Below are 23,509 nucleotides of genomic sequence, written 5' to 3'. Positions count from 1 at the left end.
GTGCAGGCCGGTGGCTTCACCCAGTCGACACAGCGAATCGGCGTTATCGTTCAGCGTGCGTTTCGTAGTTCAGTGTTTTTTGAGGGGGCGATCAGGCTGCAGCAGCTTGACTACGGCCATCACCAGATCGTCACTAGACCAGGGCTTGGCCAAGTATGTAGTTGAGTAGGGCACTACTGAGGCGTCCAGCTTGTAACCCGAGGTGAGAATCGTAGCGGTGACGGGCCATTTCGCTTTCACCATCCTTATAAATTCCGCACCTTGAAGTTGACCTGGCAAAACTTGATCCGAGATCACCAGTGAGCAACCGTCCGGCATGCTCCGTAGGTAGGTCAACGCATCATCGGCATTGTCGAAGTCCAAGGAAGGGAGGCCAATCTCGTTCAAAATTTCGACTATCAACGTGCGTACCGTTGGGTCGTCCTCAACAACGATCGCCCATCCCATTATCAGTGAGAGCTTTCCCCATTCTCTGTGCACCCCTGGCTCCTTAATCGAGTTTGAGTTTCCAAGACAGGCATAGACAACGTGTCCAGTGTAGGTGCTTTCTACGCGACTTTGCGCAGCCATTCGGCGGCGTAAATTTCGTAAATGGCACGTTGTGGGTGGGTGAGGCAACGACGGCTCTGGGTCGTAAGCGGGAGTAGCCGTCGAAGGTCCGCGACTGCGCAAGGCGCGCAAATAAAAAGGCCGCCAGGGGTGAACCCAGCGGCCTGCTCTCATCTCACAGCCAGAGGATTAATCCGGCGCTGTCGCGTACTTGGCGGCCAGTTCCAAGGCCACCACGTCATCCATCACTGAACGCTCGAAGACTTCCATCTGAGCGACCTCGACTTCCTTATCGCTGATCTGGCGTAGCAGTGCATACACACGCCCGGGGTAATGCACAGTCAGTACCTGCGCCGCCCATTGGGCCTTTTGCTCAGTGGCAAACGGACGGACAATGCTTCGCTCACCATTTGCCTTGACCGCCTCCCAGCAGACCACCGACCAGAACACGACCTGCTTGCCCACTGTTTTAAAGTCTCGGCACAACGGCCGCTCGACGGCATTACTGACCCATGTACGGTATGGATTCACGGTCTCTAAAGCCGACTTCATCCGTGCAGCACCGACGAATCTTCGAGCAGATCGCGGTAAAGAATTGAGATCCAACGGTCGGCCATGTTGGGGATTTTCAGAGCGCGTAAAGGATCTCCACCGCCGAGGCTCACCAGTTGCCGGCCAATGGTGACCAGTGCTAGCGCCTGTTGATCCCAGGCATCCTCCAGCTTTGCCACCTGCGACGTCCGGACATTTTCCCGGACAATCTCCTGCTCCGTCAGCGCGCTCTTAATCTGAGCATCAATCGCTTCGGCTTCGGCCCGCAAAGCGGTCAGCAGAGGCGCGTCGTGCTCCTTGGCTTGATGGGCCCGCTGGCGCTCGGCCGTCGCTTCCTGCGTCGCCTGCTCCGCGGCAGAATTGGCGAGAAAGTCACCCGTGGCCGTTGCTCGAGCACGTGCCTGCACAGCCAGTTGCAGCGCCATGTCTGCACTTGTAGCGGCGCTTTCATGCTTGGCTTCAATGTCAGTGATGGAGTTCCGCACACGCTCGGCCCCCTCCCGGAGGCGAGCAATCTCCGCCGTCAGTTCCTGCTCCCGTTTGCAGCCAGCCGCAATTTGCTTGTCGGCGTTGACCAGGGTGAACAGGCGATGGATTTCGTTATCCAGGTGCACGAGTTGCGTCTTGAGTCTCGAGGCGGCTTGCTCCAAGGGAGAGACTTCTTTCTGCAACTGAAGTCGCTGCTGCCATTGCTCATAGGTGCAATCATCACAGCGTATTGGTATCCCGGCGAGCGACTCGCGCAAAGGTTCGATCTGCGCTTTGAGCACTTCAACTTCACGCTCCCAATCGGTTTTCTTGCTCTCCAGCTCCTTCAGCAATTTGGCGTTGTTGGGTTTGGCGGCTTGAGTCTTGTCAGTCATGGGTGGTTCTCCAAAAAATAATAAGTGAGGTGGATCGGCGGCTGGCCAAGCCCTATGTGCCGAGCACCTCCCACCAGATCGCTGGGCAGAGGAGTGGTCCTTTATAGAAAAACAGGTGTGTGTTCCCCCTGTTCCCCAACATTTCTATAAGGGGGAACGCGCCAAGCCCCCGGAAACACTGGCTGTTCCCACTGTTCCCCGCGTTCCCCACAAAAATAGGTTCCTGTGAAGTCGGCCATTGAGGTTGAGTGGTCATACATGGGCGACCTCCATGTCCATGGCTTCGGTATCGACGACATACAGGCGCGCAGACCCTCCACCAGGCAGGCGATATTTTTTGGTCTTGCGGCTGTCTCGGTCGGTGTCGCGCTTGGCAAAAGCGCCCACCCCATCCAGCGCCTTGACCACACGACTCAGGCCGTAGCCGTTGGCCGCCTCAACCAGCGCTGACTTGTTGAACAGGTACAGGCGCTTACCGAGGGACACTTCCCAATAACCGGCGCGGTTGAACACCTTCGAGTCGGGTGTGTGGTCATCCACATCGGAGAAGCGGCTGCTGCCGTGCTTGTCGATAAAGTCGAGAATGCCAGCGAGGATCTGCCGATCTTCGGCATTGCCGCTGCCGACCCGGGTTAGCCACTCGCCATACAGCAACTGGCAGTCAGCCAGGGCGCTTCCCGGTGCCCATGGCAGCAGGCCGTAGGCGATGGCCATTTCTCCGGCCAAGGCGATCACGGCGAAACGGTCGGCGACGCGGCCGGCCTGAGCGTTGTCCTCGACGAACTTCGCGCGCACGTTGGCGAAGTTTTCGAGCAGGCCGGGACGGTCGTCGCTGGCGAGCAGTTGCGCGACGAACGCTGAACCCAAGTGACCATGATGGGCACTCACGGCCACCGTGAGCAGGCGGTGAAAGTCGGCACCCTCGAGACCATGCAGTTCATCGAAGGCGCGGTGGGCGCGAGTACCGGCATTCACGTCGACCATGCGCAGTTCGGCGCCAGCATGGGCAGCGTTGCCGGAAATGGCGGCGTGCTCGGAAAGCGAACGTTCGCCGCTCGACAGGGTGAGCAGGCGCCAACTCAGTTTGGCCCGACCTTCACGCTCGCGGGTCATGGTGCCCTTGCCCTGACCATTGGCCAGCGAGTAAGCCATCTCCTGAACTCGCTTGGGATCGGCGCGTTTGATTTCGTCCAGCGGTAAGACGGTGTCATTGCGTCCAGCCGCCTCGATTTCCAGGCCGCCCTTGGTCATGTCCCAACTGGCGGCGAATACGCCAGGGTCACCCCATACCGAGGAGCCAATCAGCTGTGCCAACGACTTGCCGCTGGAGCTGTCGCCCACCAGGTGTACGCCTCCACCGAGTACGCCAACTAGACTCAATAGAGGCCCCGCCAACGCACAGCCAATTGCCAACGTCAGCACGGGATTGCCTGCACATTTGGCGGCTACTTCGCTTTGCCACAGCGCCAGCTCGCCGCGAACGCTGAACAGATTCTGACCCTTGCCGCTGGCCTGATAACGCACCTTGTCGCTGCCAAGGGTGCGGCCCGGCAAGACAAAGGCTCCCGACTCATGCCAGCCAGGACGGGAGGTCGTGGCGAATACATCGACAGGCTGCTGTTCCAGCAGGTACTCCATGAATTGACTGCGTTTCTTCAGGGCGATAATCACGCCCATGCCGAACAACTGGCGGCGGGCATCCTCGCCGCTGCCGCCGAACACCTCCATGGGAATGATCCATTCCTTGACGCCGCTGTCGGTGAGCAAGCGCAAGAAACGCCCCTCACTGCCATCGTCGCTGTTGGTGGTGCGAGCGGCGACGGTCACCGGTGTGGAGATCCATTCGTCAATGATCGGACGGTCGTTGGTGTAGCTGTCGACGTCATCTTCATCCTGGCCCGCGGCTCGTTTGAACCCGTGCCGATAAACACCCGGGCGCAGCTTGCGGCCCTTCTCATTGATCACCCAATGCTCGTACACGCCCCAGCAGGGACGCTCAGGGGCCACACGCATGACGCGTTCAATTTCCAGCCCGGCAAGCTGTTCACTCACTTCGCGCTCGTTCGCTACAGCAGCTTGCAACTGCTCCACGTCCAACGCGCTGAGTGCTTCGCCGCGATCAAGCTGCGCAGCCGCGATGGACTGGATCAGTCGAGCTTGATTGCGAGCGCTCTCGAGTGATTTACGCTTGTACTCGAGCCGTGCTGATTCGCTCAGGCTTCCAGCAAACAAATCCTTCAGTTCAAGGCCAATAGCGGCGAGCACCTCGGTTGTTTGGCAGCCAGCGAAACAATGAATCAACACACGGCCATCGCTGCCTGTAGCAACGCTCAGCGACGGCGACTTGTCCTGATGCGCCGGGCACTTGGCAATGAAACTATCGGCACCGGATTTTTTCACTCCCTCCAGCCTGGGCAGCACGCAGCAATGCAGCAGGTCAGCGGTCACAAGCGAAAGTTTGGCAGTGCTGGTCATGACTTTTCCCCAGCGAATGCGCGGCAAACGCGGCCATTGTTCACGGCATGCCCGAGGGTGACGACGTCAATCGAGTTGACCGATCGGGCACTCACAACAGCATCGGCACTGCGCATGACCATGCGGCCGCACTCCGCGTCGGCCTCACTCAAGAACGGTCCCAGCAAAGGTTTGGGCACTTTGGGATGGGTGACGAAAAACAGTTGGGTGACTTTCTCCAGATAAGCCGAGAGCGTCACCGCCGATTGGCAGTGTTGAAAATTCGTCATGAGTTAGCCCCTCAGTTCAGCGTGGCAGCGAAACTTCTGCTGGCTGGTTTCACCGCGCACGAAGGCGCGCCCGAACAACGCTTGATTGGTGCTGGAGCAATCCGCTAACCAGCGGTCATGATCCGGGTCGGCCCCGACGGTCTGCTCTTTCACCCAGTGCGGCAGCTCACCGCGGTGGCGCATTTCGTTGAGCATCGTCCACCAGTGGGAAGCGTGACTGCGTTCGACTTCAATGAGGTCGATCAGCGTGCGGCGTTGATCGCTGTTCAGGTCAACAATCGGTGTGTCAGGCGTGCTGTGGAAGGTATTCATAGCGACACCTCCATCGCATCAAGTTGAGCCCGCAAACGCTTGGATTGCTCGTCCAGATAGTTGTCCCAATCGCTACCCAGGAAATGGCCCAAACCGGCCAGTTTTTCGAGATCACGCCCCTTGTTGTGCTTTACGTCGGCGCGAATGGCGCTCATCAAGGCGGTGAGCCAGCCGATGTGATCCATCGAGGCGTCAATCAGATCGACTGCCTCGTTAGCGATTTGGCAAGGGGTGTTCATAGCGTCACCCCACCGTTCAGGGAGGTGGCGAGTGTGGCGCGGTCGGTACTGTTCAGGGCACCGAGGGTAACGGCCATCTGCACTAGGCCAAGAAGGCGGGCACGTTGCTCGGGCAGGCGGTTGATGCGATAGGCGATTAGTTCGGCGCCAATGACGGCGATAGCTAGGCGGTTGCTGGACGGATTGATGGCGTGAAAATGCTGCTGCATGGGTGTAGCTCCTTGATTTGAGGAGCTGCCACGGATCGTCGCCAAACGATTAGGGGTGGCAGCTGTACGCAGGTTGGCGAACCGGGAATCAAGAGACCCGGCATACCCGAAGGTATCCCACGCACAGCCGCCATAACTCAGGATTACAGGCGTAAAAAAAGCGCCTGCAATCATAATGGGGGCGCTGTAGCGCCTTGATTTCATCGGGTCGCCAAACCCGGTCGCTGAATTTGCAGCGACGGGCGAAATGTAGTCCTGTGCCGCCTGGAATGCAACCCTCGATTTCCTATCAACTTGAGAGCCGCCGGCCGGTCTTCCGTTTCCAAACCGGTGAACTCCAAGCTGTCGAAAGCCCGCCTTGTACCGCTTATCGTTCGGCCGAGTTGCGCGGATTATTTCGAGACACCGTGAGCTGCGAAAGAAGGCTGTCGACTTTTTCAAGGCGGCCAAGCCTGTTCCTGCATGGGAGCAAGATTGAGTGTTGATCATTGATTAAGCCTCCTGACGAGTCAGGAAGGCATCGACAGGCTCAGGATCCCAACGGACAGAGCGACCAAAGCGGATCGGCTCAGGGAAACCCGGGGTCTTGGACCATCTCCACCAAGTGGCACGACTAACCTGATACTTCGCACAGAGTTGAGCAGCGGTAGCACGGGCACCAGGGACAGGAAGATTTGGTAAGACAGTACTGCGGGTGGTGGTTGAGGACATTTCCAGTATCTCCGAACATGAATATGTCCGAGAGGGCGGCCTGCATACCACCAGATCCCGCAAAAGGATCAAGGTAGCTATCCATCGGAAATAGCACCACTGTAATTAACTACAGGTTGTGTCCTATTCACTACGGGAATACAGTTCGCCGCGAAGCCGCTTCTAACGCTTCTACCCCTCGGGATTGTGTACTAGCTTGCTGGTATACAGAGGACGTTCTAGCGTCCTTTACCGAGCAGCCCCTGGTGGTCGAAGACCAGGGGCTTTTCTATGTCTGCAAATCCAGCATTCGACAGTGCAACTACTTAATCAATCTGTAGCAGGCCGTTGCAAGTGCGGTCATATAGTACCTCAACTTTTATGTCTAGCTATCACCAAAAACAACGAACTCGCTTCGGAATTCCCAAGGTGCTCACCCATGAACCATAAAACTAATTTCGAGGAACTCCCCGTAAGTTATCAGGCGTAACCATGCGTAATCAGGCGAAAGCATATTGAGCCGCTAAGGCTCGTAACGACAGCCCCCAGAAGGAAATTCGCCGTTCGTCGGATCACCACCGATTGGCATCAGAAGCGCGTCGAAAGGACAATGGAGGACTCACAGCTTCATATATTTCCTCGCAACGTAAAATCCACCTTTAAGGGGTAATTTACAGCCCCGCTACACTTCATCCATTTATTATTTCCTAATTGATACAGCATGCAACTTCAGCGAAATAAGTTTTATCACGCGCCCTCGAAGGCACAGCACGTTTATTACTGAATCACTTCACCGGCTAAACAATATCTAACCTTTCCGCCGAGAAAGTAACACCACGTTACCAACTTGTTCCTTACCACTGGCCAAACTATCGAGGTAGTGACCCCATTTCTCCAGCGCGGCCTGCTTTTCAGGTAAATAACTGTATCGATCATAATGCTTAGCCTGCACACCACTACGGCCGTGGGAAAGTAGCCACGCCCGAACCTCGACACTCACGCCCTGGTGCGCAAGCAATGTCTCAGCCGTCACACGAACATTCTTCCAGGTGAACGTTTGGGACTTGCCAGCAGCAGAAAGCGCCCTCCCAGCATCGATAAAGATGTTGCTCAGCGTGTTGGGATTCGCCACCAAGCCGGGAGTAAACGAGAACGGACCGGGCCCAATACGATCAGCAAGCAACGGCTGCATGATTTCACTGATTCGCTCTGTGATAGGCAGCAGGTGCTCCCATGCCTGAACCTTACGTCCCTTACAATCCAAAAGGCTGATGGTGTTTTCGGTAACAGCTTCCCAAGGCACGGCACAAAGCTGTGTTAACCGCTGCCCCCCCAAATAAATCAAAGCCTTGGCTACGGCAGTATGTCGCGCCGGAAGAGTATCGAGATGACGTAACAACTCCCCCAGTTCGGCAGGCGTCAACGATTCAGTGTTTCCTTGGCCCGTGCCTTGCGTGACGGGAATGTCTCGGACTGGATTGGAGCGGATAGAAAAGACTTTCCCATCATTAGCCAAGCGCTCTGGCGCAAGGTGAGCGCTAGCGGCGTAACTGAATGCAGCTTGCAGGTAGCGACGGAGCTTGTCACACGTGGTACGCATTCCATTGAATGCCGTACCGATAGCCCTGTGCCCTATTCCCCTCCCCTTGGGTTTACGCCCAAGCACACCGGCTAAAACCAGTTGTATATCCTCCGGCTCGATGTCAGCAGCAGGTCGAGCCACCATCTGAGGGTGATAGTTCTTCACATGCAGCTTAAACATATTGGATATTTCTTTGGCGCTCACCCTGCCTGCGTCTTCCATGTGACTTATATAACTGTCGAGCAAGTCGCCAAAGGTGCCACGCCTGGCTGCAATCTCGGCTTGGCGCTTGAGCTTAGCTTTCTCTGACTCGACCTTCGCATCTTGCTCCACCAGCATTTCAAGGTACTGAGTCATTCCACCTGCAGCGCCGACCTTGATTGCCATTTGCATGGCGTCTGCTCTCAACGAATCCAAGGAGCGCTCGTCTGTACCAGGGCGGGGTTTTCTCGCGAGTGTTCCCAGTGAAAGGCGCTGATCAGTTTTAGGAGTGCGCTCTCGATAATAGGCGTTGATAACACCCGATGCCTTGCGTTCGAGTAGCAATGATCCTCTTCCTCTCGACCCCACCGGCTCCGATTTTCTTGTCTTCACCGAGTGGGCTTCAAGATCTGTAAGGCGAGTTCGCTTCGTCATTCTTTTCCCCGTTCGTTCCCCGTTTCGCATGCAAACTCAGGGTACGTAGTGAGACACAGAAAGACACTGACCTAACTCATGTCATTGTTTTTATTAGACTTGCTCAGTTATATGACAACTGATGAGACATGCTGAAAAGCCTACTTGGCTCGCTCATAATCCTTTGGTCCACGGTTCAAGTCCGTGTGGGCCCACCATCTTCGAAGCCGCGCATTGCGCGGCTTTTTCGTACGCGTTCGAAAACCAACGAGCAATCCACAGCCGCCAATCCGAATCAACACCGAACGTGGACAGTGAGCCGAATAGCCCTTTTGGTGCACATGCCATCGGCCGCACGCTAACAAGCCAACCATCGGCGCCTCTAAAGCTACTTCGATTGAGGGCTACGATGAGAAAAACGTGCGAAGGGACGATCATGAAATACGACGACCAATTGATTGAAGAAGCTGTCCTTGCCCTGCTGGCAGCCTTCAGTTCCGACAGCGGCAACACATGGAAAGGGTTCGACTTCGAGATAATGAACCGACTGCATGAACAGGGTTTCATCAGTGATCCGGTAAACAGGAACAAATCCATATGGCTGACCGATGAAGGGCTGGAGCGCGGGCGGCAGATCGCTGAACGGCTATTCGCAGCCAGAGCCCAAGAGGAGTAAAGATCAGTTTCAGACACCTGGTTTCCTATCGCTACTACCCAGCAGTGAACCTCTTGGGGGTACCCGCTCTCTCACCGCATCCTCGGCAACTTACCCCCCCAATTTGCGACCGCCCGACCATTCCCACACATTGAGGTTGGTCGCCTCTGCATTGTTTTGTTAGATTCGAGCTTCGTACACGCAACAGCGCATCAGCTTCCAGGAACCCTGAGCACCCACGATCAACCCACCGCACAATTATCGGACACCGAACATGGATGCAGTTCAGGTACAGCCATTCGTTGACTCCCGATTGAGTCACGCCCGTGATTTCGATGAGTGTCGCAACACCGAATCCGGTGCGGTGTTCATTATTGCCTCCGGCATTTCTGCCCGGGAGTTTCCGATACAAGCGTTCGCCCATCTCCCGATGATCACCATGAACGGGGCGATTTCGCTGTTCAAGGGCACGGACATCAAGCCGTACTTCTACATCTGTACGGACATGAGCTTTCCCAGCCAGCAGCCTGAATTTTTCGACCACGCCATGCAGATCAGCCAGCGAGTGGCTCTGTGGGCGGAATATGCGCGGCGCACCAACGCGCGGCCGAAGGGGCAGTTGTATACCCTCAAGCGCGCCCCGAAACAGACCTGGCTTGACTACCTGTTCAGGAGCAACAAGAACCTGGTGCAGAGTCAGTCACTGCTCGGTCATCGAGCGAAAAGCATCGGCTTCAGCAAGAACCTCAGCGAAGGCTTCTACGATGCCCGGACCGTGGCCTACCTGGCGCTGCAACTGGCCCACCACCTGGGCTTCGACAAAGTGATACTGGTGGGTGTCGACCTCGACCAGTCCATTGGGCGCTTCTATGAGAAACCTGACTCGGTGCTGTCGCCCTGCGGTCTCGACCAGCACTTCCACACGCGCATCCTGCCGTCGTTGAAACTGATGAAGAAGAAAGTCATGGGCGAGCGCTTTGCGGTGTACAACCTGTCGCAGAACTCGCGCATTCCGACCAGCGTCATTCCGAAAATCGATCTCCCGGCCTTGCGGACGTTACTCAGCCCGCCATGACGCTGCCGGGGACGGCATGTAACATGCTCGTCCATCGCAACCCGTGTCGGAGAACACCTTGCCTGTCCCACGCCCGCCTGTGCTCGATGAAATCGACCGGCAACTGATTGCCGCCCTGCAAATCAATGCGCGCGAAAGCGTCGCCATGCTCGCCCGGCAATTGGGTATCGCCCGCACCACCGTGACCTCGCGCCTGGCGCGCCTGGAAAATGCCAAGGTCATTACCGGTTACGGCGTGCGCCTCGGCCAACGCGTGGTCGACGGCGGCCTGCAGGCTTACGTCGGCATCACTGTGCAGCCGCGCTCCGGCAAGGAAGTGCTGCGGCGCCTGAGCAGCATGGCCCAGGTCCAGCAACTTTGTGCAGTGAGTGGCGAGTTCGATTACGTCGCTTGGCTGCGCACCGACTCCCCCGAACAACTCGACCAATTGCTCGATCAGATTGGCAGTGTCGACGGCGTCGAGAAGACCACCACATCGATCATCCTCAGCAGCAAGATCGATCGCGCACAACCAATCTGACCAACATGTTCGTCATAACGCATCACAGACATGCAAAACGACAACACTTTGCGTCTTATTAACGTGCGCTACGCTCCCTAGAATGGCGACAGTCTTTTCCTATACTCAGCCTCCCGTGCGAGTCGCCAGCAAGGTCAGCCATGAACAAGAATAATCGCCATCCTGCAGACGGTAAAAAACCGATCACCATCTTCGGTCCCGACTTTCCTTTCGCCTTTGACGACTGGATCGAACACCCGGCCGGCCTGGGCAGCATCCCTGCGCACAACCATGGCGCCGAGGTGGCGATTGTCGGCGCCGGGATCGCCGGCCTGGTGGCCGCTTACGAGTTGATGAAACTGGGTCTGAAACCGGTCGTTTACGAAGCCTCGAAAATGGGCGGCCGCCTGCGTTCCCAGGCATTCGAAGGCACCGAGGGAATCGTCGCCGAACTCGGTGGCATGCGTTTCCCGGTGTCGTCCACCGCCTTCTACCACTACGTCGACAAGCTCGGCCTGCAAACCAAGCCCTTCCCCAACCCGCTGACTCCGGCGTCCGGCAGCACGGTGATCGATCTGGAAGGCCAGACCCACTACGCGCAGAAGCTCGCCGACCTGCCAGCCCTGTTCCAGGAAGTCGCCGACGCCTGGGCCGATGCCCTGGAGGACGGCTCGCGCTTTGGTGACATCCAGCAGGCGATCCGCGACCGCGACGTGCCGCGCCTCAAGGAACTGTGGAACACCCTGGTGCCGCTGTGGGACGACCGCACCTTCTACGATTTTGTCGCCACATCCAAAGCCTTCGCCAAGCTGTCGTTCCACCACCGCGAAGTGTTTGGCCAGGTAGGCTTCGGTACCGGCGGTTGGGATTCGGACTTCCCCAACTCGATGCTGGAAATCTTCCGGGTGGTAATGACCAACTGCGACGACCACCAGCACCTGGTGGTCGGCGGCGTCGAGCAGGTACCGTTGGGCATCTGGCGCCATGTGCCGCAACGCTGCGCCCACTGGCCGGAAGGCACCAGCCTCAGTTCGTTGCACAACGGCGCACCCCGCACCGGGGTCAAGCGCATCGCCCGCGCCGCCGATGGCCGCTTCAGCGTCACCGACAACTGGGGTGACACCCGCGAATACGCGGCGGTGTTGACCACCTGTCAGAGCTGGCTGCTGACCACTCAGATCGAGTGTGAAGAATCGCTGTTCTCGCAAAAGATGTGGATGGCCCTGGACCGCACCCGCTACATGCAATCGTCGAAGACCTTCGTCATGGTCGACCGTCCATTCTGGAAAGACAAAGACCCGGAAACCGGTCGCGACCTGATGAGCATGACCCTCACCGATCGCCTGACCCGTGGCACCTACCTGTTCGACAACGGCGACGACAAGCCCGGCGTCATCTGCCTGTCGTACTCGTGGATGAGCGACGCGCTGAAAATGCTCCCGCAGCCGATCGACAAGCGGGTGAAACTGGCACTGGATGCCTTGAAAAAGATCTACCCGAAAGTCGACATCGCTGCGCGGATCATCGGCGACCCGATCACCGTGTCCTGGGAAGCCGACCCGCATTTCCTTGGCGCGTTCAAAGGCGCGTTGCCGGGTCACTACCGCTACAACCAACGGATGTATGCGCACTTCATGCAGCAGGACATGCCGGCCGAACAGCGCGGGATTTTCATCGCCGGTGATGACGTATCCTGGACCCCGGCCTGGGTCGAAGGCGCAGTGCAGACCTCGCTCAACGCCGTCTGGGGCATCATGAACCACTTCGGCGGGCAGTCGCACGCCGAGAACCCGGGGCCGGGTGATGTGTTCAACGAGATCGGGCCGATTGCCCTGCCCGAGTAAGAGGAATCCGAGATGCGTGTAGCCCTTTACCAATGCCCACCGCTGCCCCTCGACGTCGCTGGCAATCTGCAGCGCCTGAAACAGGTGGTCAATGAAGCCAGCGGCGCCGACCTGCTGGTGTTGCCGGAGATGTTCCTGACCGGCTACAACATCGGCGTCGAAGCAGTCGGCGCGTTGGCTGAGGTGTACAACGGTGAGTCGGCACAGCAGATCGCCAGCATCGCCAAGGCCGCCGGGATCGCCATTGTCTATGGCTATCCCGAGCGTGCCGAGGACGGGCAGATCTACAACGCCGTGCAGCTGATCGACGCGAAAGGCGAACGCCTGTGCAACTACCGCAAGACCCACCTGTTTGGTGACCTCGATCGCTCGATGTTCAGTGCCGGGGAGGATCAACTGCCGATCGTCCAGCTCAACGGCTGGAAGCTTGGTTTCCTGATCTGCTACGACCTGGAGTTTCCGGAAAACGCCCGGCGCCTGGCCCTGGCCGGTGCCGAGCTGATCCTGGTGCCGACGGCCAACATGCTCCCCTTCGACTTCATCGCCGACGTCACCGTGCGCTCGCGGGCCTACGAAAACCAATGCTATGTGGCCTATGCCAACTACTGCGGCAACGAAGAGCAGATCCACTACTGCGGCCAAAGCAGCATTGCCGCGCCGGATGGCAACCGCATCGCCCAGGCCGGACTGGATGAAGCGCTGATCGTCGGCACCCTCGATCGGCCGTTGATGGTCAAATCACGCGCCGAAAACCGCTATTTCCTCGACCGGCGTCCCGAGCTGTACGGCGAGCCGGACAAGCGCTGACCCCGGCTTTTCGCTAGCATGAGCACTTACCCAGTTGCGGAAGTGCTCATGCCTGCGCCGATCCACCTTCTCCCCCACCACGAAACCCTGGCCAACGGCCTGCGGGTCTCGCTTCGTCACGTCCCCGGTTTGCAACGCAGCGCCGCTGTCTTGCGGGTCGCTGCCGGCAGCCACGATGCACCGCTGGCCTGGCCGGGGCTGGCGCATTTCCTTGAGCACCTGCTGTTTCTCGGCACTGAACATTTTCCTGCCGCCGACGGTTTGATGGCCTACATACAACGTCACGGTGGCCAGTTGAATGCGCGTACCAACGAGCGCAGCACCGACTACTTTTTCGAATTGTCGCCGCAGACCTTCGCCGGCGGGCTGGAGCGTTTGGGCGACATGCTGGCCAATGCCCGCCTTGATCCTGCCGAGCAACTGCGCGAACGCGAAGTGCTGGAGGCGGAATTCATTGCCTGGTCGCAGGATGCCGCGGCGCAACAGCATCAGGCACTGTTCAGCGGGTTGGCCGCGGATCATCCCCTGCGCGGTTTCCATGCCGGTAACCGCGCCAGCCTGGCGGTACAAGATCCCGAGTTCCAACAGGCCCTGAGCCACTGGTACCGGCAGTTCTACCAGACCGGGCAGATGACCCTGAGCCTGGTCGGCCCGCAGCCTGTGGATGAATTGCGCCAGCTGGCACACACCCTCAGCGCCCCGCTCCCCAGCGGCGAACAACAAGTACAAGCGCCTGCGCCCGCCTTGCTGACAACGGCCGAGCAGCGTTATCAACAGACTGACGGCAATCGCCTCAACCTGCTGTTTGCCCTGCATGAGCTACCCGACGGCGCCGAACAGGCACTGGACTTCCTCTGCACCTGGCTCAATGCCTCGAAAGCAGGCGGCCTGCTCGCCGAGCTGCGCCAGCGCCAGTGGGTCGACAGCCTGACCGCCAAGCCGCTCTACCACTTTGCCGGCCAAGCCTTGCTGCACATCGAGTTCGGTCTAGGCGACAGTGGTCACGAACACATCGAGGACATTCAGGCCCTGCTCAACGACTGGCTGAACTTCTTTGCCCGCAAGGCAGACTGGCCGACGTTGCGCGAAGAATACGCCCTGCTGCAACAGCGCAAGGGCCAATCAAGCAATGCCCTGGCCCTCACCCGCCTCGATAGCGACTTGCTACAGCGCTCGGCGTCCGAGCACCTGGTGACCACGCTCGACGCGATCTTGCAGCAACTCAATCCCGAGGCTGTGGATAACGCCACCGTTGACTGGCAATTGCCGCCCGCCAATGCCTTCCTGCGCAGCGCCGAAACAGCGGCGCCCGCCGGGCTGATTCGCGGGCAAACCAGCGCGCACCGAGGCCTGCGCACCTTTGCCCAGGACCGTACTCGTGGACGTCGCGAGCGCTCGCCCATGCAGTTCGGCCAGGTCTTGCCCGACAACAGCGGCGAAGGCGCGCTGTGTCTGAGCTGGCATTTCGAAGCAGCGCCGGCGAGCGACCTGCATGCTGCGCTGGCGCGTAGCCTGCAATCACTGATGGACGACGCCGTTCAGGCCGGGGTCGAGCTGTCGTTCAGCGAAACCGGCAATCAATGGCTGCTCAAACTCAGCGGCTGGCATGAGCCGATGCCGGCGATTCTGGAACAGGCACTGCAGCAGCTGACGACCCCGGATGCCGAGCCTTGGCAGGCCACCTCGGCACCGGCGCCGCTGATCGCGATTCGACAACTGCTCAAGGCCCTGCCGCAGGTTTGCCTGGGAGCCGTACCCGCGTCCGCACCCAAGGACCTGCCCTCCCTCTGGGCCAGCGCACAGTGGCACGGCCTGGCTGCAGGGCTGCCCGTCAGTGTGCAAAGCGCCGTGACCCGCGTGCTCGCGCGGGTACCGGGCAACCCGGCCAATCAGTTGCCGCCAGCAGCTTCGATCAGTGGGCAACGCCTGTGGAGCGAATACCCCGGCCAAGGCAACGAATCTGCACTCCTGCTGTTTTGTCCCACACCCACTCAGGCACTGGCTGACGAAGCCGCTTGGCGAATGCTCGCCCACCTCTGCCAGACGCCCTACTACCAGCGCCTACGGGTCGAGTTGCAACTGGGCTATGCGGTGTTCAGCGGGGTGCGCCAAATCAACGGGCAGACCGGCTTGTTGTTCGGCGTGCAGTCGCCCACGGTCAGCGTCGACGAGCTACTGGAACATACCCAGACCTTCCTGCAGCGCCTGCCGCAGTTGATCGACAGCCTCACCGATCAGACGCTTGTCGATCAGTTGCAGAGCCTCGCAGGGCAATTGGACAGCCAGACCCTGACGCTGCCCCAGGCATTCGAGCTGCTCTGGCAGGGCAAACTGGCCAACCACTCGTCGGACTACCTGACTCAGTTGCGCCACGCCATCATGCAACTGCAACGCAGCGACCTGCTTGAGGCCGCACGGCGCCTGAGCCAGGCCGACGGCGGTTGCAGAGCCTTGGCCAGCGCTGCCTGCCCGCCAGGCTGGCAGGCAACCCCGGGATCATTACCGTCGGTGTAACGGCTTTTCTTCACGAGAGGACTGCAATAAGCAGAAACGTTTCAGTAAGATAGGCACCTAAGCATCTAAACATCTCCTGCTGGAGGTGGACTATATGTATAGGTTAATTCGTCCCACCCGCTTGAAGGAGTAGTCCCATGACCTGGTCCAAACCTGCTTACACCGATCTGCGTATCGGCTTCGAAGTCACCATGTACTTCGCCAGCCGTTGATCCTGCCTTCGGGTAGAACATGCGGTATCACGCCTCGGCCAACCCGGGGCGTTTTCATTTTCAGCGTTGATGTCTTGGAGCACCCATGTTTATCCAGATCCTTGGCTCCGCGGCGGGCGGCGGCTTTCCCCAGTGGAACTGCAACTGTGCCAACTGCGCGGGCTTTCGCGACGGCAGCCTGAAGGCGCAGGCGCGCACGCAGTCGTCCATCGCAATTTCCGATGACGGCGTGAACTGGGTCCTGTGCAACGCTTCTCCGGACATCCGCGCGCAACTCCAGGGTTTTGCGCCGATGCAGCCCGGCCGCGCCCTGCGTGATACCGGGATTGGCGCGATCGTCCTGATGGACAGCCAGATCGACCACACCACCGGCCTGCTGATGTTGCGCGAAGGTTGTCCGCATCAGGTCTGGTGCACCGACATGGTCCATGAAGACCTCAGCAGCGGCTTCCCGCTGTTCACCATGCTCAACCACTGGAATGGCGGGCTGAACTGGAACCGCATCGAGCTGGACCAGAGCTTCAGCATCCCGGCCTGCCCGAACCTGCGCTTCACCCCGCTGCCGCTGCGCAGTGCCGCACCGCCCTACTCGCCACACCGCTTCGACCCGCACCCGGGCGACAACATCGGCCTGATCGTCGAGGACCTGCGCACCGGCGGTAAACTGTTCTATGCCCCGGGCCTGGGCAAGGTCGATGGGCCGCTGCTGGAGATCATGGCCGACAGCGACTGCCTGCTGGTGGACGGCACCCTGTGGGACGACGACGAGATGCAGCGTCGCGGCGTCGGCACTCGCACCGGCCGGGAGATGGGCCACCTGGCGCAGAACGGCCCGGGCGGCATGCTTGAAGTCCTTGAGCACTTCCCCAAACAGCGCAAAGTGCTGATCCACATCAACAACACCAACCCGATCCTTGACGAGGACTCGCCCGAGCGCGCGGAGCTGGTGCGGCGGAATGTGGAAGTGGCGTTTGACGGCATGAGTATCGAGTTGTAGCAGATGGCCCTATCGCTAGCAGGCTAGCTCCCACAGGGGTCGTGTGTACACCTCCAAACCCCTGTAGGAGCTGGCTTGCCAGCGAAGGCGCCCGAGCAGACACCCAGAATCCACCGGCCATCCCCGGAGCCCTGCAATGACCCAACTCCCCCTGTCCCCCACCGAATTCGAAGCCGCCCTGCGCGCCAAGGGCGCCTACTACCACATCCACCACCCCTATCACGTGGCGATGTACGAAGGCCGGGCCACCCGCGAGCAGATCCAGGGCTGGGTCGCCAACCGCTTCTACTATCAGGTGAACATTCCCCTGAAAGACGCGGCGATCCTCGCCAATTGCCCGGACCGAGAGATCCGTCGCGAATGGATTCAACGCCTGCTCGACCACGACGGCGCCCCCGGCGAAGACGGTGGCATCGAAGCCTGGTTGCGCCTGGGCCAGGCCGTCGGGCTCGACCCGGACCAACTGCGCTCCCAGGAACTGGTGTTGCCCGGGGTGCGTTTCGCCGTGGACGCCTACGTCAACTTCGCCCGTCGCGCAAATTGGCAGGAAGCCGCCAGCAGCTCACTGACCGAACTGTTCGCCCCACAGATCCACCAATCGCGCCTCGACAGCTGGCCACAGCACTACCCGTGGATCGACCCGGCCGGCTATGAGTATTTCCGCACCCGCCTGGGCCAGGCGCGGCGCGATGTCGAGCATGGGCTGGCGATCACCCTGCAGCACTACACCACCTATGAAGGCCAGCAGCGCATGCTGGAAATTCTTCAGTTCAAACTGGACATACTTTGGAGCATGCTCGATTCCATGAGCATGGCCTACGAACTGAATCGCCCGCCTTATCACAGCGTGACCGGACAACGGGTCTGGCATAAAGGGATCGCCCTATGAGTTTCGACCGCAGCAAAACCCCGACCTGGCGCCCTGGCTACCGCTTCCAGTACGAACCGGCGCAAAAAGGCCACGTGCTGCTGTACCCCGAAGGCATGATCAAGCTCAATGACAGCGCCGCGCTGATTGGTGGGCTGATCGACGGCCAGCGTGATGTTGCCGCGATCATTCATGAACTCGACCAGCAGTTCCCCGGGGTGCCGGAGCTGGGCGAGGACATCGAGCAATTCATGGAGGTCGCCCGTGCACAGCACTGGATCGAACTCGGCTGAGCCATCGGCCCTGCCGGCCAAGCCCGAGATCGGCCTGCCGTTGTGGCTGCTTGCCGAGCTGACCTATCGCTGTCCGCTGCAATGCCCCTATTGCTCCAACCCGCTGGACTTCGCCGAGCAAGGCAAGGAGTTGAGCACCGAGCAATGGCTCAAGGTGTTTCGCGAAGCGCGGGAGATGGGCGCCGCGCAGTTGGGCTTTTCCGGCGGCGAACCGCTGGTGCGCCAGGACCTCGCCGAACTGATCGGCGAGGCGCGCAAGCTGGGCTTCTACACCAACCTGATCACCTCCGGCATTGGCCTCACCGAACAGAAAATCAGCGACTTCAAGAAGGCCGGTCTCGACCATATCCAGATCAGTTTCCAGGCCAGTGACGAGCAGGTGAACAACCTCCTTGCCGGCTCGAAAAAAGCCTTCGCGCAAAAGCTGGAAATGGCCCGCGCGGTGAAAGCCCACGGCTATCCGATGGTGCTGAACTTCGTCACCCACCGGCACAACATCGACAGGATCGACCGCATTATCGAGTTGTGCATTGCCCTCGAAGCCGACTTCGTCGAGCTCGCCACCTGCCAGTTCTACGGCTGGGCCCAGCTCAACCGCGTGGGCCTGCTGCCGACCCGCGAGCAACTGGTACGCGCCGAGCGGATCACCAACGAATACCGGGCGAAACTCGAGGCCGAGGGCCATCCCTGCAAGCTGATTTTCGTCACCCCGGACTACTACGAAGAACGTCCGAAAGCCTGCATGAACGGCTGGGGCAGTATTTTTCTGACCGTGACGCCGGACGGCACTGCGCTGCCTTGTCATGGCGCCCGACAACTGCCGGTGCAATTTCCCAACGTGCGCGAGCACAGCATGCAGCACATCTGGTACGACTCGTTCGGCTTCAACCGCTTCCGCGGCTACGACTGGATGCCGGAACCCTGCCGCTCCTGCGATGAGAAAGAGCAGGACTTCGGCGGCTGTCGCTGCCAGGCGTTCATGCTCACCGGCGATGCGAGCAATGCCGATCCGGTGTGCAGCAAATCCCCTCAGCACGGCGTGATCCTCAAGGCCCGCGAAGAAGCCGAGCACGCCACCCAGACCATCGAACAACTGGCCTTTCGCAATGAACGAAACTCTCACCTCATCGTTAAAGGCTGACGCCTTGAGCGCCCTGCAAGCGGTGTCCGCTGGTGTCGATTTTGCCGACTTGCGGGTCGGCAGCCAGGGCGTGTTCTGGAACGAATACCGCCCCGAAGACGCGGCCTGCCGAATCTGGCACTGGCAGGACGGTCGCGCCGTTTGCCTGACACCCACGGGGTTCAGCGTGCGCAGTCGGGTCTATGAGTACGGCGGTGGTTCGTTCTGCCTGAGCGATGATGGCGTGGTGTTCGTCAACGAGGCCGACCAGCAACTCTATCGCCAGTCCCTGGCGGGTGAAACGCCACAGGCGCTGACTTCGGGTGACTGTCGCTACGGCGATCTGCAGTACAGCAACGGCCAGGTCCTGGCCGTCGAGGAACAGGGCAAACAGCACCGGCTGGTGGCCATCGATCTGCTTGATGGACACCGCCACCTGCTGACAGAGGGTGCTGATTTTTACGCTGCACCGACCTTGAGTCCCGACGCCCGACAACTGGCCTGGATCGAGTGGAGTCGTCCACATCAACCCTGGACATCAACACGCTTGATGCTCGCCGAACGTGGCGCCGACGGCCATTTCACTGCGCCGCACTGCGTGGCCGGCGCGACCTTCGAAGAGTCGCTGCAACAACCGCGCTTCGATGCCGCCGGGCGCTTGTATTGCCTGACCGACCGCGGCGGCTTCTGGCAGCCGTGGATCGAGACTGAATCAGGTTTGCAGCCGCTCGCCAGCAGCGCGGCGGATCACGCGCCGGCGCCTTGGCAACTGGGGGGCAGCAGCTGGCTGGCGCTGGGGCCCGAGCAGTACCTGGCGAGCTGGACCCTTGAAGGCTTTGGCCGCCTGGCTATCCGTGATGGTGAGCAGCTCGACGACTACACCGGGCGCTTCAGCCGCTTTCGCAACCTGGCGCTGGATGAGCAACACATCTACGCCATTGCCGCCTCGCCGGTCAGCCCTTCGGCGGTGGTGGCCATTGATCGTCGCAGTCACCAGGTCAAGGTGCTGGCCGGTGGCGTCGCGTTACTGCCCGCCGAACAGATCAGCCGCCCGCAAACCTTGCGTTATCCCAGCGGTGCGGGTGAAGCCCACGGGTTCTTTTATCCGGCCATGGGCGGTGCAGCGAAACCGCCGCTGGTGGTATTCATTCATGGCGGGCCGACCTCAGCCTGCTATCCGATGCTCGATCCGCGCATCCAGTATTGGGCCCAGCGCGGCTTCGCCGTGGCCGACCTCAACTATCGCGGCAGCAGTGGTTACGGCCGGGCGTATCGGCAGGCGTTGCATTTGCGTTGGGGCGTGGTGGATGTCGAAGACGCTTGCGCGGTGGTCAGCTACCTCGCCGGACAGGGCTTGATCGATGGCGAGCAGGCGTTCATTCGCGGTGGCAGTGCCGGTGGCTACACCGCCCTGTGCGCCCTGGCCTTTCACCAGGTGTTCAGTGCCGGCGCAAGCCTTTACGGGGTCAGCGATCCTGTCGCCCTGGGGCGCGCGACCCACAAGTTCGAGGGCGATTACCTGGATTGGTTGATCGGCGACCCGCAGGCCGACGCCGAACGCTACGCCGCCCGCACGCCGCTGCTGCATGCCGGAAATATTCGGGTGCCGGTGATTTTCTTCCAGGGTGAACTGGACGCCGTGGTCGTCCCGCAACAAACCCGCGACATGCTCAAGGCCCTGCAGGACAACGGCATTCCTGCCCAAGCTCACTACTACGCGGATGAGCGTCACGGCTTTCGCAAGGCCAGCAACCAGGCCCATGCACTGGAGCAGGAGTGGCTGTTTTATCGCGAGGTGATGCGGCGCCACGCAGATTGATCGCAGCGCGGTTTGGCGCTGCGATCCGTTGCCTCAACGCTTGGCGATGATGTACACGGCGTGGACGATGCCGGGGATGTAGCCGCACAGGGTCAGCAGAATGTTCAGCCAGAACGCGCCGCCAAATCCCACTTGCAGAAACACGCCCAGTGGCGGCAACAGGATGGCGATGATGATGCGAATGAAATCCATAGAGCGGCTCCTTGATCAGATGGGCTGCGATCAGCCACACAGTTAATCGACCAACGGCGCTCTCCGGGGTTCCGTGGCGCGATTCAAACAGGGGTATCGCGAAACATTGTAGGAGCCCGCTTGCTGGCGATGGTCGTCAACGATAACGTGCGCTGTCTGGATAAACGCGGCGCCCTCGGATTTTTTGCGAGCAAGCTCGCTCCTACAAAGCCTGGAGAACGCCCTGCAAAAAAAACGCCCCATGCCAAAGGGATCAGGCAGGGGGCGTTGCGATATACCGCGAGACGGTTCGGGAATTCGGGAGCGCGATCGACTCAGACGGCGATACCTTTACGGCATTGCAGCTGGGCCGTGCGGACCCGGGAAAAAGCCCGCGCCAGGCGCAGGAGCATTTCGTCGATGTTGGCCTTGCTCACACTCAGGGCCGGGGTGAAGCGCAGGCAATCGGTGGTCGGGGCGCTGATCAACAAGCCCTCGAACAACGCCGCCTTGACCACCGCTTCGGCGCAGTCATCGCTGAGGGTCAGGCACCAGAGCAGACCCTGGCCATGCAGTTCGCCATGCCCATATCGATTGGCCAGGCGGCCCAGCCCTTCGCGCAGGTGCTGGGCGCTGTCGCGCAGGTGTTCGACGAAACCGTGATCGAGCACGCTGTCGAGTACCGCCACCCCGGCCGCGGCCATCAGGGCGTTGCCGTGATGGCTGCCCTGCAGATCGCCAGGTTCGAAACAACAGGCATTGCCACGGGCCAGCAAGGCGGCCAACGGCACTCCGCCGCCGAGGCCTTCGCCCAGGACGACGATGTCAGCCCGCACGCCGTAATGCTGCTCGACCAGGAGCTGCCCACAACGGCCGATGCCGGTTTGCACTTCGTCGAGAATCAACAGGATCCCCAACTCGCGGCACAAACGCTCGACGCCCTTGAGGTAATGCTCGGTCGCGGGCACCACGTCGCCAGCGGTCTGGATCGGCTCCAGCATGATCGCCACCGTTTGCGCGTCCACCGCCGCATGCAACGCCGGCAAATCGTTGAAGGGCACGCAATCCGACGCCGACGGGTCTTGTCCGTGACGGCTACCGCTGGCGGTGATGAGGCGCGAAGCGCCGCCACGATGCCGTTGCCCCCATTTACGCGCCAGGCGAATCGCCGCTTCACAGGCTTCGCTGCCGGTATTGAGCAAATAGACCTGATCACTGCCGGTGCTGGTGCACAAGCGCTCGGCCAGGTTCAGCTGACTGCGGTTGAGCATGCCAGAGCCCGGGTTGATCAGCGCCTGAGCTTGCGTCGCGAGCGCTTTGACCAGCACCGTCGGGCTGTGGCCGAGGCTGTTGGCGCCCGCGTCCTGGGTGAAATCCAGGTAAGCACGGTCGTCGCTGTCCCACAGCCAGGAACCCTGGCCACGGATAAACACTTGCGTGGATCGCTCGACACTCGGCATCAGGTACTCACGCGAAGGGCTGCTGGCACGTTGAAAACCCTCGGCCGCCAGGTCATCGAGGCTCGGTTGCGGGCGACGCAGATTGAACAGGTTCATGCCGTCAGGCCCTCCAGGGGCAGGCCGAGCAAGCGGGCCGACCAGTCCTCGACGCGACCGGTGCGCAAGCGCTTGATCGCCATGTCACGCCAGCGCGAAGACAGCGCCGGACAATCGATCAGTCTTTTCAAGCCGCCATGCTCCAGCGGTTCGCGATAAAAGCTGCGCAGGGCCGCGGCCACGGTCAGCCCGGGATAACTGCGCTGGATCAGTTCAAAGGGCTGCTCGGCGCTGACAAACCCAGGCTTGAGTACGCGGTAGAACCAGCCGCAGCGCCCGGTGTCCTGGGCCAGTTGCGGGAGGATCGGCAGGCCCCAGCGATGGCTCAGGCGGTAGCACGGCGAACGCGGCTGGCTTACTTGTAACAAGGCACCGCCCCAGCGAAACAGATCGCCCAGGCACACATGCTCTTCAGTCAGGCCGTGGGTCGAGAGGTTTTCGCCGAATGCCGGTGCGCACCAATCGATCTGTGGATAACGTTTACGCCAATACGCGTAGTGCTCGGCCGGGTAGTGATGCAGTGCGCGTTCGGGACCGGTGTGGAAGCGCGGATCGCCGTGCTCGTCGCTGCCCAGGCCCTGTGGCCACAACCAGAGTCGATTGGCAATCCGCTGTTTGTCGGTATCGCTGACCAGACCCTGACCTAGATTTTTTGCCTTGCCTATGTAAACACCATCAACGTAAACGGTATTCATCGCCCTTTCTGGCCCTGTAAGCCCTGTGA

The 23,509-nt window shown here is 60.2% G+C and carries 24 protein-coding genes; 12 read left to right on the top strand and 12 right to left on the bottom strand.

Annotated features, from left to right (window positions below; all coding sequences use genetic code 11):
* Positions 1-69: 69 nt before the first annotated feature.
* The 9 genes from ACZYR5_RS07290 to ACZYR5_RS07250 form a co-directional block, all read right to left on the bottom strand.
* Positions 70-480: a response regulator gene (locus ACZYR5_RS07290; RefSeq protein ID WP_489088531.1), complete on the bottom strand. Its 411-nt coding sequence runs from the start codon at positions 478-480 to the stop codon at positions 70-72.
* A gap of 258 nt (positions 481-738) precedes the next feature.
* Entirely contained in the window at positions 739-1,101 is a 363-nt protein-coding gene (locus ACZYR5_RS07285) for a hypothetical protein (protein ID WP_489088532.1), read from the bottom strand.
* The gene (locus ACZYR5_RS07280) at positions 1,098-1,964 is read right to left on the bottom strand and encodes a hypothetical protein (protein WP_489088533.1); all 867 of its coding nucleotides are present in this window, start codon (positions 1,962-1,964) and stop codon (positions 1,098-1,100) included. Before ACZYR5_RS07280 ends, ACZYR5_RS07285 begins: the two co-directional genes overlap by 4 nt.
* Before the next feature lie 252 nt (positions 1,965-2,216).
* A complete protein-coding gene (locus tag ACZYR5_RS07275) occupies positions 2,217-4,439 on the bottom strand; it encodes a DUF927 domain-containing protein (RefSeq protein ID WP_489088534.1) in 2,223 nt (740 codons plus the stop codon).
* A complete protein-coding gene (locus tag ACZYR5_RS07270) occupies positions 4,436-4,708 on the bottom strand; it encodes a hypothetical protein (protein WP_489088535.1) in 273 nt (90 codons plus the stop codon). Before ACZYR5_RS07270 ends, ACZYR5_RS07275 begins: the two co-directional genes overlap by 4 nt.
* A 3-nt stretch (positions 4,709-4,711) precedes the next feature.
* Positions 4,712-5,020 (bottom strand): hypothetical protein, encoded by a 309-nt coding sequence (locus ACZYR5_RS07265; RefSeq protein ID WP_489088536.1) that lies wholly within the window; start codon positions 5,018-5,020, stop codon positions 4,712-4,714.
* Positions 5,017-5,259: a hypothetical protein gene (locus ACZYR5_RS07260; RefSeq protein ID WP_489088537.1), complete on the bottom strand. Its 243-nt coding sequence runs from the start codon at positions 5,257-5,259 to the stop codon at positions 5,017-5,019. The genes ACZYR5_RS07265 and ACZYR5_RS07260 overlap by 4 nt, the downstream gene beginning before the upstream one ends.
* Entirely contained in the window at positions 5,256-5,957 is a 702-nt protein-coding gene (locus tag ACZYR5_RS07255) for a hypothetical protein (RefSeq protein ID WP_489088538.1), read from the bottom strand. Before ACZYR5_RS07255 ends, ACZYR5_RS07260 begins: the two co-directional genes overlap by 4 nt.
* Positions 5,958-6,966: 1,009 nt before the next feature.
* Entirely contained in the window at positions 6,967-8,286 is a 1,320-nt protein-coding gene (locus ACZYR5_RS07250) for a tyrosine-type recombinase/integrase (RefSeq protein WP_489088539.1), read from the bottom strand.
* Between the two features lie 505 nt (positions 8,287-8,791).
* On the opposite strand from ACZYR5_RS07250, the gene ACZYR5_RS07245 reads away from it, so the two are divergent.
* From ACZYR5_RS07245 to ACZYR5_RS07190, 12 genes are all read left to right on the top strand, one after another.
* Positions 8,792-9,031: a DUF6429 family protein gene (locus ACZYR5_RS07245; RefSeq protein WP_489088540.1), complete on the top strand. Its 240-nt coding sequence runs from the start codon at positions 8,792-8,794 to the stop codon at positions 9,029-9,031.
* 253 nt (positions 9,032-9,284) lie between these two features.
* Positions 9,285-10,085, top strand: a complete 801-nt coding sequence (locus ACZYR5_RS07240) for a lipopolysaccharide biosynthesis protein (protein ID WP_489088541.1) — start codon at positions 9,285-9,287, stop codon at positions 10,083-10,085.
* Positions 10,086-10,143: 58 nt separating this feature from the next.
* Positions 10,144-10,605: an Lrp/AsnC family transcriptional regulator gene (locus tag ACZYR5_RS07235; protein ID WP_489088542.1), complete on the top strand. Its 462-nt coding sequence runs from the start codon at positions 10,144-10,146 to the stop codon at positions 10,603-10,605.
* A gap of 140 nt (positions 10,606-10,745) precedes the next feature.
* Complete coding sequence (locus tag ACZYR5_RS07230; protein ID WP_489088543.1) at positions 10,746-12,428, top strand: flavin monoamine oxidase family protein; 1,683 nt, start codon at positions 10,746-10,748, stop codon at positions 12,426-12,428.
* Positions 12,429-12,440: 12 nt separating this feature from the next.
* Complete coding sequence (locus tag ACZYR5_RS07225) at positions 12,441-13,235, top strand: carbon-nitrogen hydrolase family protein (protein ID WP_489088544.1); 795 nt, start codon at positions 12,441-12,443, stop codon at positions 13,233-13,235.
* A gap of 48 nt (positions 13,236-13,283) precedes the next feature.
* Positions 13,284-15,749: a pyrroloquinoline quinone biosynthesis protein PqqF gene (gene pqqF / locus ACZYR5_RS07220; protein ID WP_489088545.1), complete on the top strand. Its 2,466-nt coding sequence runs from the start codon at positions 13,284-13,286 to the stop codon at positions 15,747-15,749.
* A 137-nt stretch (positions 15,750-15,886) separates the two neighbouring features.
* Entirely contained in the window at positions 15,887-15,961 is a 75-nt protein-coding gene (gene pqqA / locus ACZYR5_RS07215; protein ID WP_003194766.1) for a pyrroloquinoline quinone precursor peptide PqqA, read from the top strand.
* 85 nt (positions 15,962-16,046) lie between these two features.
* The gene (gene pqqB / locus ACZYR5_RS07210) at positions 16,047-16,958 is read left to right on the top strand and encodes a pyrroloquinoline quinone biosynthesis protein PqqB (protein WP_489088546.1); all 912 of its coding nucleotides are present in this window, start codon (positions 16,047-16,049) and stop codon (positions 16,956-16,958) included.
* 136 nt (positions 16,959-17,094) lie between these two features.
* Entirely contained in the window at positions 17,095-17,847 is a 753-nt protein-coding gene (pqqC, locus tag ACZYR5_RS07205; protein WP_489088547.1) for a pyrroloquinoline-quinone synthase PqqC, read from the top strand.
* Positions 17,844-18,119 carry a pyrroloquinoline quinone biosynthesis peptide chaperone PqqD gene (gene pqqD / locus ACZYR5_RS07200; protein ID WP_489088548.1) on the top strand — a complete coding sequence of 92 codons (276 nt, stop codon included), beginning with the start codon at positions 17,844-17,846 and terminating at the stop codon, positions 18,117-18,119. Before pqqC ends, pqqD begins: the two co-directional genes overlap by 4 nt.
* The gene (gene pqqE / locus ACZYR5_RS07195) at positions 18,091-19,260 is read left to right on the top strand and encodes a pyrroloquinoline quinone biosynthesis protein PqqE (protein ID WP_489088549.1); all 1,170 of its coding nucleotides are present in this window, start codon (positions 18,091-18,093) and stop codon (positions 19,258-19,260) included. Before pqqD ends, pqqE begins: the two co-directional genes overlap by 29 nt.
* Complete coding sequence (locus ACZYR5_RS07190) at positions 19,226-21,058, top strand: S9 family peptidase (RefSeq protein WP_489088550.1); 1,833 nt, start codon at positions 19,226-19,228, stop codon at positions 21,056-21,058. The genes pqqE and ACZYR5_RS07190 overlap by 35 nt, the downstream gene beginning before the upstream one ends.
* Positions 21,059-21,091: 33 nt before the next feature.
* On the opposite strand, the gene ACZYR5_RS07185 is transcribed toward ACZYR5_RS07190, so the two are convergent.
* From ACZYR5_RS07185 to ACZYR5_RS07175, 3 genes are all read right to left on the bottom strand, one after another.
* Positions 21,092-21,250 carry a YqaE/Pmp3 family membrane protein gene (locus ACZYR5_RS07185; RefSeq protein ID WP_003228885.1) on the bottom strand — a complete coding sequence of 53 codons (159 nt, stop codon included), beginning with the start codon at positions 21,248-21,250 and terminating at the stop codon, positions 21,092-21,094.
* Positions 21,251-21,564: 314 nt separating this feature from the next.
* On the bottom strand, positions 21,565-22,785 hold the full coding sequence (locus tag ACZYR5_RS07180) for an aspartate aminotransferase family protein (RefSeq protein WP_489088551.1): 1,221 nt from the start codon (positions 22,783-22,785) through the stop codon (positions 21,565-21,567).
* Positions 22,782-23,480, bottom strand: a complete 699-nt coding sequence (locus tag ACZYR5_RS07175; protein ID WP_489088552.1) for an MOSC domain-containing protein — start codon at positions 23,478-23,480, stop codon at positions 22,782-22,784. The genes ACZYR5_RS07180 and ACZYR5_RS07175 overlap by 4 nt, the downstream gene beginning before the upstream one ends.
* Between the last annotated feature and the right edge of the window lie 29 nt (positions 23,481-23,509).

The organism is Pseudomonas sp. F007, assembly GCF_057814275.1.
Note: the sequence above shows the minus strand (reverse complement) of the source record. Positions and strands in the feature narration are given on the sequence as shown.